Source organism: Blautia sp. AF17-9LB (genome assembly GCF_003479185.1).
Classification (GTDB): Bacteria; Bacillota; Clostridia; order Lachnospirales; family Lachnospiraceae; genus Fusicatenibacter; species Fusicatenibacter saccharivorans.
The window spans coordinates 295,768-312,034 of record NZ_QUGU01000001.1 but is presented as its reverse complement, the minus strand read 5'-3'; the positions used below and the strand labels follow the sequence as shown (position 1 = coordinate 312,034).

General features: G+C 44.0%; 13 protein-coding genes and 2 tRNA genes. All 15 read left to right on the top strand.

From position 1 onward, the window contains the following. The first annotated feature begins 146 nt into the window (after positions 1–146). The 15 genes from DWX00_RS01415 to DWX00_RS01345 all read left to right on the top strand — a co-directional run bounded on the left by DWX00_RS01415 (position 147) and on the right by DWX00_RS01345 (position 16,234). Positions 147–1,691 (top strand): McrB family protein, encoded by a 1,545-nt coding sequence (locus DWX00_RS01415; protein ID WP_118594512.1) that lies wholly within the window; start codon positions 147–149, stop codon positions 1,689–1,691. Then, complete coding sequence (locus DWX00_RS01410) at positions 1,688–3,205, top strand: McrC family protein (protein WP_118594511.1); 1,518 nt, start codon at positions 1,688–1,690, stop codon at positions 3,203–3,205. The genes DWX00_RS01415 and DWX00_RS01410 overlap by 4 nt, the downstream gene beginning before the upstream one ends. Positions 3,206–3,619: 414 nt before the next feature. Then, entirely contained in the window at positions 3,620–4,033 is a 414-nt protein-coding gene (gene tnpA / locus DWX00_RS01405; protein WP_199669494.1) for an IS66 family insertion sequence element accessory protein TnpA, read from the top strand. Further along, positions 4,027–4,371, top strand: a complete 345-nt coding sequence (gene tnpB / locus DWX00_RS01400) for an IS66 family insertion sequence element accessory protein TnpB (protein ID WP_009246070.1) — start codon at positions 4,027–4,029, stop codon at positions 4,369–4,371. The genes tnpA and tnpB overlap by 7 nt, the downstream gene beginning before the upstream one ends. Before the next feature lie 150 nt (positions 4,372–4,521). Then, positions 4,522–6,138: an IS66 family transposase gene (gene tnpC / locus DWX00_RS01395; protein ID WP_118594510.1), complete on the top strand. Its 1,617-nt coding sequence runs from the start codon at positions 4,522–4,524 to the stop codon at positions 6,136–6,138. A gap of 95 nt (positions 6,139–6,233) precedes the next feature. Then, entirely contained in the window at positions 6,234–7,019 is a 786-nt protein-coding gene (locus DWX00_RS01390; protein WP_158578726.1) for a TIGR02452 family protein, read from the top strand. A gap of 197 nt (positions 7,020–7,216) precedes the next feature. Then, on the top strand, positions 7,217–8,245 hold the full coding sequence (locus DWX00_RS01385) for an RNA ligase (ATP) (protein WP_118594508.1): 1,029 nt from the start codon (positions 7,217–7,219) through the stop codon (positions 8,243–8,245). Between the two features lie 151 nt (positions 8,246–8,396). Next, positions 8,397–8,696: a hypothetical protein gene (locus tag DWX00_RS01380; protein WP_119188929.1), complete on the top strand. Its 300-nt coding sequence runs from the start codon at positions 8,397–8,399 to the stop codon at positions 8,694–8,696. Between the two features lie 21 nt (positions 8,697–8,717). Then, positions 8,718–9,668, top strand: a complete 951-nt coding sequence (locus DWX00_RS01375; RefSeq protein ID WP_118594506.1) for an RNA ligase family protein — start codon at positions 8,718–8,720, stop codon at positions 9,666–9,668. A 312-nt stretch (positions 9,669–9,980) separates the two neighbouring features. After that, complete coding sequence (locus tag DWX00_RS01370) at positions 9,981–10,808, top strand: helix-turn-helix transcriptional regulator (protein WP_118594505.1); 828 nt, start codon at positions 9,981–9,983, stop codon at positions 10,806–10,808. Between the two features lie 242 nt (positions 10,809–11,050). Then, positions 11,051–11,302, top strand: a complete 252-nt coding sequence (locus DWX00_RS01365) for a helix-turn-helix domain-containing protein (protein WP_158578725.1) — start codon at positions 11,051–11,053, stop codon at positions 11,300–11,302. A gap of 202 nt (positions 11,303–11,504) precedes the next feature. Beyond that, positions 11,505–11,577, top strand: a tRNA-Val gene (locus DWX00_RS01360). 21 nt (positions 11,578–11,598) lie between these two features. Continuing rightward, a tRNA-Met gene (locus DWX00_RS01355) sits at positions 11,599–11,672 on the top strand. 138 nt (positions 11,673–11,810) lie between these two features. Further along, positions 11,811–12,944: an exonuclease SbcCD subunit D gene (locus tag DWX00_RS01350; RefSeq protein ID WP_118594503.1), complete on the top strand. Its 1,134-nt coding sequence runs from the start codon at positions 11,811–11,813 to the stop codon at positions 12,942–12,944. Continuing rightward, on the top strand, positions 12,941–16,234 hold the full coding sequence (locus DWX00_RS01345; RefSeq protein WP_118594502.1) for an AAA family ATPase: 3,294 nt from the start codon (positions 12,941–12,943) through the stop codon (positions 16,232–16,234). Before DWX00_RS01350 ends, DWX00_RS01345 begins: the two co-directional genes overlap by 4 nt. Positions 16,235–16,267: the final 33 nt, after the last annotated feature.

Sequence of the window (16,267 nt, the reverse complement as noted above, 5' to 3'; positions counted from 1 at the left end):
AATATAAGCTTTTTGCATAAAAACATATGCTGAAATATGTACAGTAACAAAAATACATGGTATAATGAGCGGTAGTGAGTGGAATATGCTTACACATTCAGCGTGTGCCAAAGGGTAACGTTGTTAAATAATGAAATTACGATATCATGAAAAAAGAACAGTATCTAGATAAAATCATGAAAGGAACCAAAATGAGTAAATCAGCTGCAGAAAATCAATTGAAGGAGATATTTGATGTTAATAAGATTAACATTGAGGATGAGGACTGGAAAACGAATTTGCGCGCTTATAATTTTAAAATTGAGAGACAAAGGTTTAAAGTTTTGAGCAATAATGGTATATCAAAAGGAAACCTTTTGAAGTTAAAAGGAGGAGAATTCGATTGCGATTATGTAATTATTTACAACACGATTAATACAGACACTAAGGATGCTGAGAAAGACAGATGGATTCTTGAAGAAAAAAAGTGGTTTCAGAACTTGGGTGATGACGTTAAACAACCTTCTCAAATGTATGCTAAAGTAGGTAAAGAAAGACAGCTTGATAAAGAGGACTTTACAAAGCGCTTAAGAGAAATAATAGAAAATATACCGGGAAAGGATATATTAAAAATGGATAATAAACAGAATGATTTCGGGGATTTATATAATTTAGTAGAAAATGGTGCAACACAAATAATTTTAACCGGTGCCCCAGGAACAGGAAAAACCAGACTGGCAAAAGAAGTTGCCAAAAAGTTTGCAAAAAATAATAAAAAGCATTTGAAAGAAAATGATCCAAATTCAGATGATCAGAAAAAAGATGATTCAAACTCAGATTATCAATTAGTTCAATTTCATCCATCCTATGATTACACAGACTTTGTTGAGGGGCTTCGGCCAGTGGAGGATGCACATGGAAAAGTTGAATTTCGGAAACTTGATGGCATTTTCAAAAAATTCTGCCGTAAAGTTGTAGAAAGAAATGAATCGGATAAAAACCAAGATAAATATTTCTTTATTGTGGATGAAATCAATCGAGCCGATTTGTCAAAAGTATTTGGTGAGTTGATGTTTTGCCTTGAGTCAGATAAACGTGGTCCACAAAATTCTGTTCAGACACAGTATGCAAATCTTCGTACTTATGATCCAGAAAATGGAAGTTACTATTCAAAAGAAAAAAAAGATGTGTTTAAAGATGGATTTTATATTCCAGAGAATGTTATTGTGATAGGAACTATGAATGACATCGACCGTTCAGTCGAAAGTATGGATTTTGCGTTGCGACGTAGATTTATATGGAAAGAGATAGAGGTAGAAAAAGCTACGGAAAATCTCAAAAAGATTATTCAGGATATGTTACCAGAAGAAGCTTTTAGTAACTGCAAAGACAAAGACGCTGAATTTTCGAAAATTGCTGAGTATATTAGTTTTGTAAATAAAAAAATAGAAGATCATCAGGGACTGAATAGGCATTATGATATCAGCCAAGGACAGTTTGCTAATGTTCCTGGGATAAATAATTGCAAAAATGCCGATGAATTGATCCAACAAGTCTGGAATCTTAGATTAGAATCTCTTCTTTACGAGTATGTACGCGGAGAAGGAAATGAAGAGAAGTTTGTGAATGAGTGCAATTTGGAGGCGTTTAAGGAGTGGGAAAAGGTGCAAAAGAATGCTCAGAATAATACTCCGTCAGAGGAAAAGGAATGATTTACTTAAAAGATTACTCAAAATTGGAAGAGTGCATATCAGAAGAAATTAATAAAGAAAGTAGTTTGCTGCAAAGTATATATAAAGAAACAGGAGATTCCGAGGAGAGAGTAGACAGATTTGCGAAGCTAATAGATGGAGTTTCACAAAGTGATATTCTTGTACTTGATGAAAACGACTGTGCGGCTGGAGAACCTTTTAAGATTGTGACCCAGGGCAATAAGGGAGAATATTGGACGCAACAATATATTGGACTGCTGCAGATAACCTCCGATGGAACGAAAGAAGAGGTTTTTATAAGAAGCCGTTTTGACGTAAATGAGTCATGTGAATTTTCCAAGTATATGTTAAATAAAGCACTGGGTTTGAAGGCAAATATTCTTCAGAAGGTAGAGCCTTCGGTGGGAAGAGGGGAGATTCTGGATTTGATTCTTGCAATTATTTTCGCAATACAAATTGCAAGGGCTTATAGAAAAGGAATCTATCGCAGATATCGAACGTATGAAAACAACGATTCGAAATTAAAAGGAAGAATCGATGTTGCACGCCATATTCGTCTCAATCCGATATTTAACGGAAATATTGCCTATTCCAGTCGAGAATATACTGCTGATAATGATATGAATCGTATGATTCTTACGGCATACACATCATTGCAAAAAAGACAGCCGGGCCTTATGCGTGAATTGGAAAAAAAATACACACCGGTGAAAGATTTTATCTCACAGTTAAAAAATATCATGCAGCCTGTGTCGCGTCAGGAAGCGCGAAAACTGGTTCAGAAGGAACGAAAAAAAATCACGCATGCGGTATATTCGGATTGGGAAAGTGTCCGGAAAACGGCAATTTTGATTTTAAAGTATATGGGAATTGCGCCAGAGGACGATGGGACGAATGTCAATGGTATATTAATTAACATGAATTATATATGGGAAAGATATTTGGTTCAAATTGTAAAGGAGAAAATAGAAAACAAATATCAAATAGAGGGAAAAAAATCATTTGGAACATTTTTCTGTAATGGTCAAAGTATAGAGCTACAGCCTGATTTGGTCATTTCCGATAAAAAGGTCATTTCCGATAAAAACAGACCACTCTTGATCATTGACGCAAAATATAAAAACGAATGGGAAAACGTTGCTTCAAATAAATCAGATAAACCGGAAAGAGAAGACTGTTTTCAGATTATGTCTTATATGTATAGGGCAGAATGCAAGTTTGGCGGGATCTTTTGTCCACAAACTAAAGTACGAGATGATGGAAAAATGAAAGAGTATTCTATTTTTGGTGAGTCCGATAAAGAGGCAATCGTGACTCTTTTTTCGTTACAGATTAATGGAATTCAAGGAAGTAGTAAAGAATTCGCAGAGGAAATGGAAAAAAGAGAAGATGCTCTTTGCGGTGAGATTCTGAAAAAAATAGAAACTCATGAAGAATTGCGGAACCAAGAAATGAAAAAAATAAAAGATATGGCTGTATTCATGAACACAAATGGAATGGAAGTTAAAAAATAGCCTACTATCTTAACGAAAGTGCTTCAAGGATTCAAGAATGGATTGAAGAAAGCAGCATTGTGCAGTAAGCAATGATAAGCTAAAAATGTTGCATAAAAAACATAGAAAAATCATAAGAAGAAAATCAAGTGGCCGGGTTCCGGGGGGGGGGGGCAAAGCCCCCGGCCCGGTCACATCTCTCCCCGCACAATCCGTTCATGCACACTGGCCATGAAATCATCGATCTGTTTTTCATCCGGAATCTCCGGCAGATCGGTGTTTTCTTTGTAAGTGCAAAATAATTCGACGGATTGTGTTGCCCTAAAAAATATCCCATAATAATCAATAGAGAATGCAAGCATTTTACTTCATCTTTTCTTGCTAGAAATGATAGGTGCGAGCATTTTACTCTATTCAAGTTATGGAGGTGTGCTCATGAAAAGCAAAAGAATACCTGTCGAAGAACAATACCGTCTCATCATGGAATGCCGTCAAAGTGGATTGACAGATCATCAATGGTGTGTGGAACATGATATCAAGCCAGGAACTTTTTACAACTGGGTAAAAAGACTGCGTCAGAAAGGTTGTGTGGATTTGCCGGCGTCAACTGGACGCACCTATCGCGCACCAGAAAGCCAGGAAGTTGTCAGAGTGGAGTTTCATGATACTGACCCGATTCCTTATGAACAGCCATTAAATGTAATTCCGGCAGCTACGGAAGGGAATAACTTTTCCGTAGCAGAGTCAATGAAGCTGTCTGTAGGTAGCTTTCATCTAACAATACCAAATGGAACAGATCCTCAGCTTCTGGCTCAAACGCTTCGAATTGTGAAGGAGCTGGAATGTTAGGGGATATCACAGCCGCCGATGAAATCTATATCGTAACAGGCAGAACGGATATGCGGAAATCCATTGACGGGCTGTGTGCTATTGTAGAGGATCAACTCCATATGGATCCAAGGCGAAGTGCCCTGTATCTTTTCTGTGGAAAACGTTGTGACAGGATCAAAGCTTTGCTCTGGGAATCTGACGGATTTGTGCTGCTGTATAAACGTATGGAAGTTCAGGGCAGGTTTCGCTGGCCCAGAAATCAGCTGGAAGTAAAACAATTGACCTGGCAGCAATTCGACTGGCTCATGTCCGGGCTTGAAATCGAACAACCCAAGGCATTCAAACCTACGGAATGATCGCGTAAAACATCTATGCCAACCAACAGAAACGGAGGGGCTTCTCACCCTGTATCATGTCTGAAATCCCTTGTAAATGCTGGGTTTTCTGCTTCTTTTTCATTGCTTTTTATGGTATAATAAGAGCAGTGAAAAAGGAGCAGAAAACATATGGCTGGCAATTCAAAAGATTCAAAAATCCTTGCGTACAAGGACATGATCAACCAACTGAATAAGACGATTTCCACACAGACAGAACTGATCCAGTCTTTACAAAAAACATTGGAAGCAGACCGGCTGGAAAAAGAAAACCTTCATCAGCAGATTGAATATCTCACGAAGAAACTTTTTGGTACTTCCAGTGAAAAACGGAAAGATATTGATGGCCAGTTGAATCTTTTTGATGAAGCCGAGCAGGAAGCAGATCCGACATGGGAACAGGAACTTCCTGATGACATCACTGTTCCGGAACATAAGAGAAAAGCAAGACGGACACATGCTGATTTCTTTAAAAATGTTCCTTCCTGCGACGAGATCATTTCTCTTCCGGAGGAGGAGCGAAACTGTCCAACCTGCGGAACGCAGATGGAAGGTATTGGGAAAGAATTCGTCCGCCATGAATTTCGTTTTACCCCGGCCAAGGGAAAAGTAGTAAATATCTATCGTGAAACCTATAAATGCCCGGAGTGTGCCATATCAGAGGAACATCCGGATGATCAGACATTTGTCAAAGCCCCTGTTCAGGAAGCATTGATCCCGGAAAGTTATGCATCGGAATCCGTTGTCGGATGGGCAATGCACCAGAAGTACCAGAATGGTCTGCCGTTAAACAGGCAGGAAGAGGACTGGAAGCAACTGGGTGTCCCATTAAGCCGGGCTACGCTTGCTAACTGGATCATTTACTGTGCCGAGAATTATCTCCGTCATGTTTATGATTATTTTCACCGTCAGTTACGGATGCGTAAATATCTGATGGCAGATGAAACCCGGGTTCAGGTACTGAATGAGCCGGAGCGTAATCCTGAAACGGATTCCTGGATGTGGCTCTTCCGCAGTGGAGAAGATGGACTTCCGCCGATCCTGCTCTACCATTACACAGAGACAAGGGCAAAGTTCCATGCAGCATCTTTCCTACAGGGGTTCAGCGGATATCTGGAGACGGATGGATACCAGGGTTATAATAATCTGCCGGACATCAAACGCTGCTCTTGCTGGGCACATGTGAGACGTTACTTCACAGATGCCATACCGAAAGGGAAAGAGTATGATTACAGCCTTCCGGCAGTGCAGGGAGTACAGTTCTGTTCCAAGCTGTTTGATTGTGAGCGGTACTCAAAAGCAAAAAATCACACTGCGGAGCAGAGAAAACAATTTCGTCTTGAAAAGGAGAAGCCAATACTGGAGGCATTCTGGAATTGGCTGGATCAACAGCGCCCAAACAAAGGAACCCGTTTGGCGAAAGCGGTAAACTATGCCCAAAATCGGAAAGACACCCTGATGACTTATCTGGAAGACGGTCATTGCAGTTTGTCCAATAATCTTAGCGAGAATGCAATCAGGCCATTCACTGTCGGCCGGAAGAACTGGCTGTTCAGTGCCAGTCCGAAAGGAGCTGCCTCCAGTGCTATTGTGTATACAATGGTCGAGATGGCAAAAGCGAATGATCTGAATACCTATAAATATCTGCCATATCTCTTATCACAGCGGCCAGACGATAAAATGTCAGATGAACAGTTGGAACAGCTTGCCCCATGGAGCGAGACTGCGAAAACGAACTGTCAAAACTAAAATAGAGTAAAACGCTTGCATCTATCATTTTGGTGCAAGCGTAATTCATGAGTAACGTAGCAATATTTTGCGCTTACGATGGTAAGATGGCTTACATGAGAGAACAGAGGAACAACAGAAAAATCGAGAATGCGGTAAAGGCTGAGCGTCATACGAAGCTGATGCAGGACAAGTACAAGGATCAGATTCAGGCTTCTATTTCGGCAACGAAACTTTATAAAGTAGTCTGGAATTCGAAAGATCCGGACGAGAATGCAGAGCAGAATAAGATGCGTATTTTCGTGGAGGATCTGGACAGCGTTGCTGCAATCCTAAAATATCAGGGATCGAAAACGGCGGTTCTGAATTTCGCTTCTTACCGGAGTCCGGGCGGCGGTTTTATCAGGGGCAGTATCGCGCAGGAAGAATGTCTGTGTCATGAATCGTTTTTGTACAATGTGCTGGAAAGTTTTCAGAGAGAGTTTTATGAATGGAATATGCAGCATAAACAGAAAGGGCTGTATTTGAACCGTGCGCTGTATTCGCCGGAAATTGGATTTTTCCGTAATGGGAAGGAAGCGTTCTGCGATGTGATCACCTGTGCAGCACCGAATAAGGCGGCGGCACAGAAATACGAAAATGTCTCCGACCGGGAAAATACAGAGGCGCTGAAAAGCAGAATCCAGTTTGTGCTGGATATTGCGGAAAAGAACGAGGTAAAGACTCTGATTCTGGGTGCATACGGATGTGGTGTTTTCGGACAGGATGCAAAAGAAGTTGCCGGGATTTTCAAGGAATTTCTGACAACGACGCATACAAGTTTCGATACGGTCGTGTTCGCGGTGCCGGATGGAAAGAATGGGAACTACAGAAGATTTGCGGAAGTATTTAAAGAAAACTGAGCATATATATTTAGGAAAGAAGAAAACCGGGATGTTTTCCTGCAGATGAAGCAGGGTGGCATCCCGGTTTTGCTTAAAAGAGCGCGCAGCAGTTATACTACGGGATGAATGACTGGGCAGATGAAGCATGATAAAATTTTACCTGTGGCGTTTTACAAATGCCTATATAAAATTATTTTGAGAGAGGATTTTGAAAAATGGGAAAGCGAAAATTGGCATCTGTGCAGTATGTACATCACATAACTCCAATTGAAGGAGCAGACAGAATAGAGTGTGTGCATGTCCTGGGATGGAAGTGTGTTGCGAATAAGGGACAGTTTCGGGTTGGAGATTGCTGTGTATATATGGAAGCAGATTCGTTTCTTCCGATTTGTGAGCAGTTTGAATTTCTGCGAAGCAGCAGCTATGAGAAGAACGAACTTCTGGGAGAAGGTTTTCGGCTGAGAACTATGAAATTTAGAGGCCAGATTTCTCAGGGCCTGGTTCAGCCTTTATCTATATTGCCGGAAGGAACGTATAAGATTGGTGATGAGGTTACAGAGCTGCTTGGAATCAGAAAGTGGGAAGTAGAGGAAAGAGTCACCAGCAGTGGTACGATTATAGGGGAGTTTCCAGACGGAATTCCAAAAACAGATGAGCTGAGAGTACAGTCTTATCCAGAATTGATCGACGAATTTAAAAAGATAAATGGATATTACATCAGTACAAAGATGGACGGAACCAGTGTTACGATGTATCGGAAAGACGATCATTTTGGTGTATGCGGAAGAAATTTTGAATATGCAGATGACGGAAAATGTGCGATGTGGAAATATGCACATGAAAATGGGATACCCGATAGAATAAAGGAGAATAATCTGTCAGATCTCGCAATTCAGGGTGAATTCTGCGGTGCTGGTATTCAAAAGAACAGATTAAAGCTGAAAAAACCGGAATGGTATGTATTTACCATGATAGATCTGAAAACACACAGAAGACTGTCTCTTGCGAAGATGAAAGAACTGTGCGGAATTCTGAACCTAAAAATGGTTCCGGTGGAAGAAGAAAGAGATTTGTTTGAGTATGATAGTATCGAAGAACTTTTAGAAAGAGCAAAGGGAAAGTATACATCTGGTATGAATAAAGAAGGAATTGTAATACGCCCATTGGAACCGGTGTATTCCAGAATTGTGGAAGGACCGTTATCTATGAAAGTATTAAACAATGATTATTTGCTAAAGAAATAAAAGAACTGTTTGAAGAAACTTGAGCATGTATATTTGTCAATAGAGGAAAACCGGGATGGTATTCTGCTTCATCTGCAGGATACCATCCCGGTTTTGCGTAAAAGAGAACGCGGCAGTTATACTGCGGGACGAATGACTGGGCAGATGAGGTATGATAGAATTTTACATGGTGAAAGAGATGAGAACGGCCAGGTATCTCATCGAGTGGGAGAGATTAATTATGCGCCTGCCATCCCGGTACAAGGAACTCGTTACTGTCTGCCTTTATCAGAAACTGAAGGATGAGATTGCGGATCTGGATGAGAAGATCATGGACAATCTTTTCTTCTTCCGAATCAGTGCATCGGACTGCAACGAGCATGATACGCTCTTCTACCTGAAGAGCCTGGATCTCGACCGCAGAATGGGTTATGAGCTGGGTACGATCTATGAGTGTACCCATGAGAATTAGAAAGGAAAGGGGTATTATTTTATGGAGCAGAAGAAATTTATGGATATCAAGCGAATCGTGCAGGAAAATGAGATGCACAAAAACAAGAACACCTGGGCTTTCGAGCCCGGGGATCACATTGTGATTCAGATTAAAATCGATGGAAGCAATGCCAGCGTACGGTATGACCCGGAAACAGGAAAGCTTGCGGCGTTCTCCAGAAAGCAGCAGATCGTGAGGACAAAGGATGTCGACGCGACATCAAAATTTCTCGACTATGTGGATACACTGGACGCGGAGAAGTTTCAGAAGTATCCCGATTATGTATTTTTCGGGGAATGGATGACGCGTCATCGTGTACCGTATCCGGAGAAATATCTGAATATCTGGATCATGTACGATGTCTACGATCTGAAAGCGGACGGTTATCTGCCGCAGAAGCAGGTAAAGGCGCTGGCGGCTGAGGTAGGAGTTCCGTATATACATGTGCTGTATGACGGACCTTTCGTGGACTGGGATCACTGTCGGAGTTTCATGCGGATTACGAAGTATACGGATGGGGACTGCGAGGAAGGTATTATCGTCAAGAATATGTCGAAACTGAATAATCCGGACTCGAGAGCGCCGTTTGTGCTGAAGATTGTGAATGAAAAATTTTCAGAGATGAAAGCACAGAAAGCACCGATCACATCGGAGCAGGAAGCGGCGAAAAAGATGGCGTTTGCAACTGTTGAGCGGATGGTGACGCGGGAGCGCGTGGAAAAAGAGCTGTATAAAATGCGCGATGAAGGTATTCTGCCAGAGGAGTTTGGAACGGCAGAATGGAAGCTGATTGCCCCGGTGATCGCAAAAAGAATCTATGCGGACTGCGTGAAGGAAGAGGCGGAGGCCGTGGAAGCCTGCGGAAAACTCTTCGGTAAAATGTGCGGTGGGCAGACGATGAATCTTGCAAAGAGTATTCTGAAGAAGATGGATGAAGCACGCGGGAAATAAGGAATTTTTTCTGGCGGAGATCTGATAAAAGAAAAAGCTCAGGGGAACCAGAGTTATGAAAGTAAGGTTAACTCTGGACCTGAGCTTTTTTGGGGGTTGTAGCTTAGGGTAGTAGTTGCTTTGCGTAGGCAGAAGCCACTCAGTTTCCTTTTAGTTACATCTATGATATTACACTTTCCAGAGAAAAAATGCAAGCCCAGGATGAGAAAAAGGATTCAACTGTCGGGGGACAGTTACGGTTCACTGCTGAATGAACAGTAACGAGGATACATTTTTTAGAAATAATTTGGAGAATAACGAGGAGAATTTTAGATGGATGCTTATAATAATGTTGGGATTGATTCCATAGAAACAGCAAAAAATCTGAAAAAACTTAGAATTGAGAATAACTTGAAGTTAAAACAGGTGAGAGACGCGATTGGACTTTCGGCAGAGCAGACGGTATGCAGTTGGGAGAGCAAAACACATCCGAAACTTCCAAGCATTGATAATGCGTTGAATCTGGCACGGCTTTATGGAGTCAGACTTGACCAGTTGTACAAGACACGTCCGGTGAAAACAGGCAGCCCGGAAAAAGTGGATCAGGAAATCCGGGACAGAATAACGATTTCCATGCGGATGGGTGAGTTTGAGGAGTTCTTTGACGATATGCGGATGGAACGGGAAAGCATCTGCGGGCCATTCGTCGCAGCGGAAGCACAGCGTGAGGACGGAACCTGGGAACCGGAGACGATTCCGCTGCCGGATGAGCTGACTTATTTTTCATATGATCTGTTCAAACTGAAACTTTGTAAAAAGAAAGGAAGCAACAAGGCTCAGTTTTACCCTGGCACAGGATGCTTTGTCATAACACCGGAAGGGCTGGAAGACGAAAAACTTGTACTGCACAACATGATCCATCTCCACGAGTGGGTGCTGAACCAGGTGCCGGGCCATTACAAAGAAATGGTTACCAAAAGTCTCTATCAGGAACTGCGAAAGAGCATCAGCAATCTGGATGAACGTATAGAGGAAAACCTGTCCTTCTTCCGGGAAAGCCAGACGGACTGCGATGAACATGATACGCTCTTTTTCCTGAAGAGCCTCGACCTTGACAGAAAAAGAGGGTATGAACTCGGGACGATTTACGGAAGTAAGTGACATTTTTAAAAATTTAACCCGAAAAAATATGTGTCCAGAAAAGAAAGCAAAAGTTGGGGAGACCAAAAACACATATAATCTAAAATGATAAAAAAGTACCTGAAACAGTATATAAAAAGGGGTAAAAGGAAAAAAGAAGGGGGTCTAACCTGAACGAAAATTTTTTCTGTCCTGACCTTTTATGATTTTAACCCGGAGTGTAAAATATGGGTATAAGAAAAGAAATTAGGGAGGGCAAAGATATGAAAGAATCGGAACAGATCTATGCAAACTTGAACATGAAGAAAACGGGCGAAAATATCCGTAGCCGGCGTGAAAGATTGGGGATGAACCGACCGGACATTCAGAAGAAGATGGGGCTCGCCGGGGTTCAGAGTGTCTGGAACTGGGAGAAAGGAAAAAAGATGCCGAACATTGAAAATCTGTTTGCACTTGCCGAGATCTTACATACGACGGTAGATGATCTGTGTGTGCGGGAGATCGTGGAAGTTTGACATGGATGAGAAGAAGGCTGTCTGCTGAGAAAGCAGGCAGCCTTTTTCCTGAATTGGGCATGTTCGTACCATAATCGACGCTATTGTAGGAATAAAAGAAAAAATTTGAAAAATTTTAAAAATTACCGTTGACAAATTAAAAGAACAGTGCTAAAATCTATAAATGTCAGCGGGACATAAGCGCTGATGAAAAACAGGATATGGGATCTTAGCTCAGCTGGGAGAGCATCTGCCTTACAAGCAGAGGGTCATAGGTTCGAGCCCTATAGGTCCCATATTTATCAAAAATTACATATGGCGAGATAGCTCAGTTGGCTAGAGCACGCGGTTCATACCCGCGGTGTCGAGGGTTCGAATCCCCCTCTCGCTATGGTTGGAGGCTCCTGTGTGAACAGGAGTCTTTTTTTCGTTTTCCTGGCGGATGATTTCTTTTTCTGGTTGGGTATAGTATAATGAGCAGAGAACATAGGAAAAACAGAGTTTTTGCTGCAGAAAGGGGATAGTTTTTGTGAAGTTGTTTCATTTATCGGATCTTCACATTGGAAAACGCGTGCATGAGTTTTCCATGATCGAGGACCAGAAATATATGTTGACACAGATCCTGCAGGCGGTTATGCGGGAAAAACCGGATGGAGTTCTGATTTCCGGAGATGTATATGACCGGACGATTCCAACGGCGGAGGCAGTGCAGGTGTTGGATGCCTTTTTAACCAGCCTTTCGGAGCAGGAAGTTCCGGTTTTTATCATCAGCGGCAATCATGACTCGGCGGAGCGGCTGGCATTTGGGTCGAATCTGATGGGGAAGAGCGGAATCTATTTGTCGAAGGTATATGATGGAAGAATAGAAAAGTTCGCGTTACAGGATGCATATGGAACGGTGTGGATTCATCTTCTTCCGTTTCTGCGCCCGTCAACCGTACGCCATGCCCTGCCGGAACGCGCGGAGGAGATTCAGTCCACGGCAGATGGCGTGAGGGCGGCACTGGAGCAGACCCAAATAGATCCAGGAGAGCGGAATATCCTTTTAGCGCATCAGTTTGTGACAGGCGCGCTGCGGTGCGAGGCAGAGGAACTGCAGGTAGGTGATGTGGATCAGATTCCGGTGGAGCTTTTTGATGCGTTTGATTACGTGGCGCTCGGCCATATCCATAGTCCGCAGAAGGTTGGCCGCGAGACCGTGCGCTACTGTGGTTCACCACTCAAATATTCGTTTTCCGAGGCTGGACAGGAGAAGTCGATTACCATTGTAGAGCTGAAAGAAAAAGGAACTGTCGAACTTCGCACGATTCCATTGAAACCGCTCCACGATCTTCGAAAAATCCGTGGAACGTATCTGGAAGTGACAGCAAAAACGTTCTATGAAAACAGCGACCGTACGGATTATCTGATGGTAACCCTGACGGATGAGGAGGATGTTCCGGACGGCATGGCGAAGCTTCGGACGATTTATCCCAATTTGATGCGTTTGGAATATGACAATAAAAGAACGCGTTCCAATGCGGAGGTAACGGCGGCGGAACGTATCGAGGAAAAATCGGAACTGGAGCTGTTTCAGGAATTTTATGAACTGCAGAATAACCAGAGCATGACGGAACAGCAGAAAGCATTTGTGAAAGCATTGCTTAGGGGGATAAAAAGATGAAGCCAAAGAAATTGATTATCAGTGCATTCGGACCATATGCGGACCGGACAGAACTGGATTTTACAAAACTGGGCAGCGGCGGCCTGTATCTGATTACAGGTGATACCGGTGCAGGAAAAACAACAATTTTTGATGCGATTACCTTTGCGCTCTACGGCGAGGCAAGCGGTGAAATCCGGACGGGGGAGATGTTCCGCAGCAAGTATGCCGCGCCGGAAGTGCGCACTTTTGTGGAGCTTACCTTTGCGCATCAGGGAAAAGATTATATGGTAAAGCGGAATCCGGAGTATGATCGGCCGAAGGAGCGCGGTCAGGGAATGACGAGAGAAAGAGCAAATGCAGAACTGATTTTTCCGGATGGGAGACAGCCGGTGACGAAAAGTACGGAAGTGACAAAAACTGTAACGGAACTTCTCGGACTGGATCAGAAGCAGTTTCGACAGATTGCCATGATCGCGCAGGGGGATTTCCAGAAACTTCTCCTGGCAGAAACGGCAGATCGAAGTGAAATTTTCCGGAAAATGTTTCATACGGAAATTTATCAGGAGCTGCAGAATCGTCTGCGGGATGCCGCGAAAGAGCGAAGCAATACGTATAGTGAAAAGCGGAGGAGTATTCTCCAGTATCTCGACAATATCGTCTGCCCGGAGGATGCGGTGTTCAAAGAGGAATTTGCGCAGTTGAAAAAGGCAAATTTCGACGGTCAGGTGATGCGGGGGATGGAACTGCTGGCACGTTGCATCGAGATGGATCAGAAAAGACTTTCGGATCTTGAGCAGGAGCGGAAAGCGGTGGAAACAGAGATGGAGCAGAAAACCCAGCTGCTCGGCAAGGTAAAAGAGAGCCAGAAGCGGCGGGAGGAAAAAGCACAGAAGGAAAAGAAACTGGCGGGACTGGTTCCAGAGGAAGCGGAAAAACAGCAGAAAAGCGAACGGGCAGAACGGGAGGCTTCCATCTGCAAAGAACTGGAGGAGCAGATCCGCGCAGAACAGGAAAGCCTGGAACTGCTGAAGAAGATGAAGCAGGAACAGGCAGAGCTTTTGGAAAAGCAGAAAGAACTGCAGACGGCAGCGGAAGAGAAGGACAGACTGAAAGCAGAGCAGGAACAGGCAAAAGCGCAGCTGCTTGAGAAAAGAAAACGGGAAGAAGATCTTTCCGGCGTGGATGCGGTTTTGGCGAGGGTACAGCAGAACGAAACGCGGGCGCAGGAGCAGATCATGGCAATCCGGGGATGCCGCGAAAAAGTTCAGGAGTCCGAGAAGAAGACGGGGCTTCTGGCAGCAGAACTGGAAGGCCTGACACAGCAGGACACCGAGCTGGCATCCCGGATGGAAGCAACGACGGTATTTCTGAAAGAAAGACAGGATGCTGCATTTGCGGAGGAAGAATATCGCCGGGCGCGGACCGAATTTTCGCAGCTGCTGCGAAAATGGACGGCAGCGCAGAAGGAATGGAAAGAAAAGCAGGAAGCGTATCGAAAAAGTCTGGAAATCAGAAATGATGTGCGGGAAACGTGTCAGGAACTGGAACAGCTGTTTCTGGATGCGCAGGCGGGAATCCTGGCAGAAAATCTGACAGAGGGAATTCCATGTCCGGTCTGCGGATCCGTGCATCATCCAGTGCTGGCGAGAAAGGCGGAACATGTGCCGGATAAAGAAACACTGGATCAGCAAAAAGAAAAACTGCAGAAGCAGAACGAAGTGACTGCGGCATTAAGCGAAGCGGCAGGAAACTGTAAAAGACAGGCTGAAACGGCAAGGGAAGAGCTGACGCAGCGGATTGCCCGGGGAACCGCTGCTCCGGCAGAAACAGCAGATCAGGAATGCAAAAAAGAGCAGGAACGTCTGACACAGCTTTCGGAAGAGCAGTTTGCACAGGCTGCGGATGAAACAGAAAAGCAGCTTGCGGCAGAAGAAAAGCGTCAGAAAACACGACGGGAAGAATATGCGGCATATGAGAAACGTCAGCAGCAGGAACAGAAGCAGCGGGAAAAACTGAAACAGGTGATGGCAGAAAAACAGGCAGAGCTTGGACGGCTGGGCGGAGAAAAGCAGACACTTCTGGATCAGCTGAAACAGAAAATGGAAGACGCACAAAAAGCGATCTGTGAGGAAGTGGACATGGAAGAACAGCCAGCTGCTGTGGCAGCAGCTTACTGTGAAAAGCGTCTGGAAGAGAAAAAGAACAGAATCATTCTCTATAAGGAACGAATGCTGGAAAGACAGAGCGAATGGAAAGCTCTGAAACAGATGATTCCAGCAGAAACTGAGCGGGCAGAGCAGCGGGAAAAAGCAATCCATGCGAAGGAACTGCTGGAGGCGAAAGGAAAAGAGGCGGAAAAAGCGCTGCTGGAAAAGATCGGAGAAAAAAAAGAAAAGCTGGAAGGAAAAGACGAAACACAGCTCCGAACAAATATTTCCGTATGGAGTGCAAAAAAAGAGCAGCTGGAACAGGCGCAGAAGAAAGCAAAAGAAGCATATGAAACAGTGAAAGAACGGCTTACCGAAGTGCGCGCGGCACTAGAGACGATCCGCTCTCTGGAAGAAAATGAGGAGACAGATCGGACACTTCCTTCCGAAACAGAGCTGCAGGAAAAAATAGCGGAGCTGACAGAACAGAAACAGCAGCTGGAACAGAAATACAACGAACAGTATCATGCGGCAAATACAAACCGTAAGACGTACGAAAATGTACAGAATCAGCAGAACCAGATGCAGGCATTGGAGGAAGAATACAAATGGGTGCGGGCGCTTTCGGATACGGCGTGCGGCGGCATGAGTCAGAAATTGAAAATCGAACTGGAAACGTACGTTCAAATGACGTATTTCGACCAGATTCTGCGAAAAGCCAACCTGCGTTTCATGACGATGAGTGATGGTCAGTATGAATTGAAGCGTCAGGAAGCCTCAGGAAAAAATCTGAAGGTCAAAACTGGTCTGGATCTGAATGTCATTGATCATTATAATGGAACGGAGCGCAGCGTGCGTACCCTCTCCGGCGGCGAAGCATTTCAGGCCTCCCTCTCTCTGGCCCTTGGCCTTTCCGATGAGATTCAGTCGCACGCAGGCGGAATCCAGCTCGATGCGATGTTTGTGGACGAGGGGTTTGGCTCTCTTGACGAGGAATCCCTGAATCAGGCTGTGAAAGCACTGGAGGGACTGGCCGGTGGAAACTGTATGGTTGGAATTATCTCCCATGTGCCGGAACTGAAAGAGCGAATTGAGAGAAAGATTGTCGTAATGAAAAGCAGAAGCGGCGACCGCGTAGGAAGCATGGCGGTTATTGAATAAGTGAAAATCCAGGAAATGAGTTTTTAAATTTCT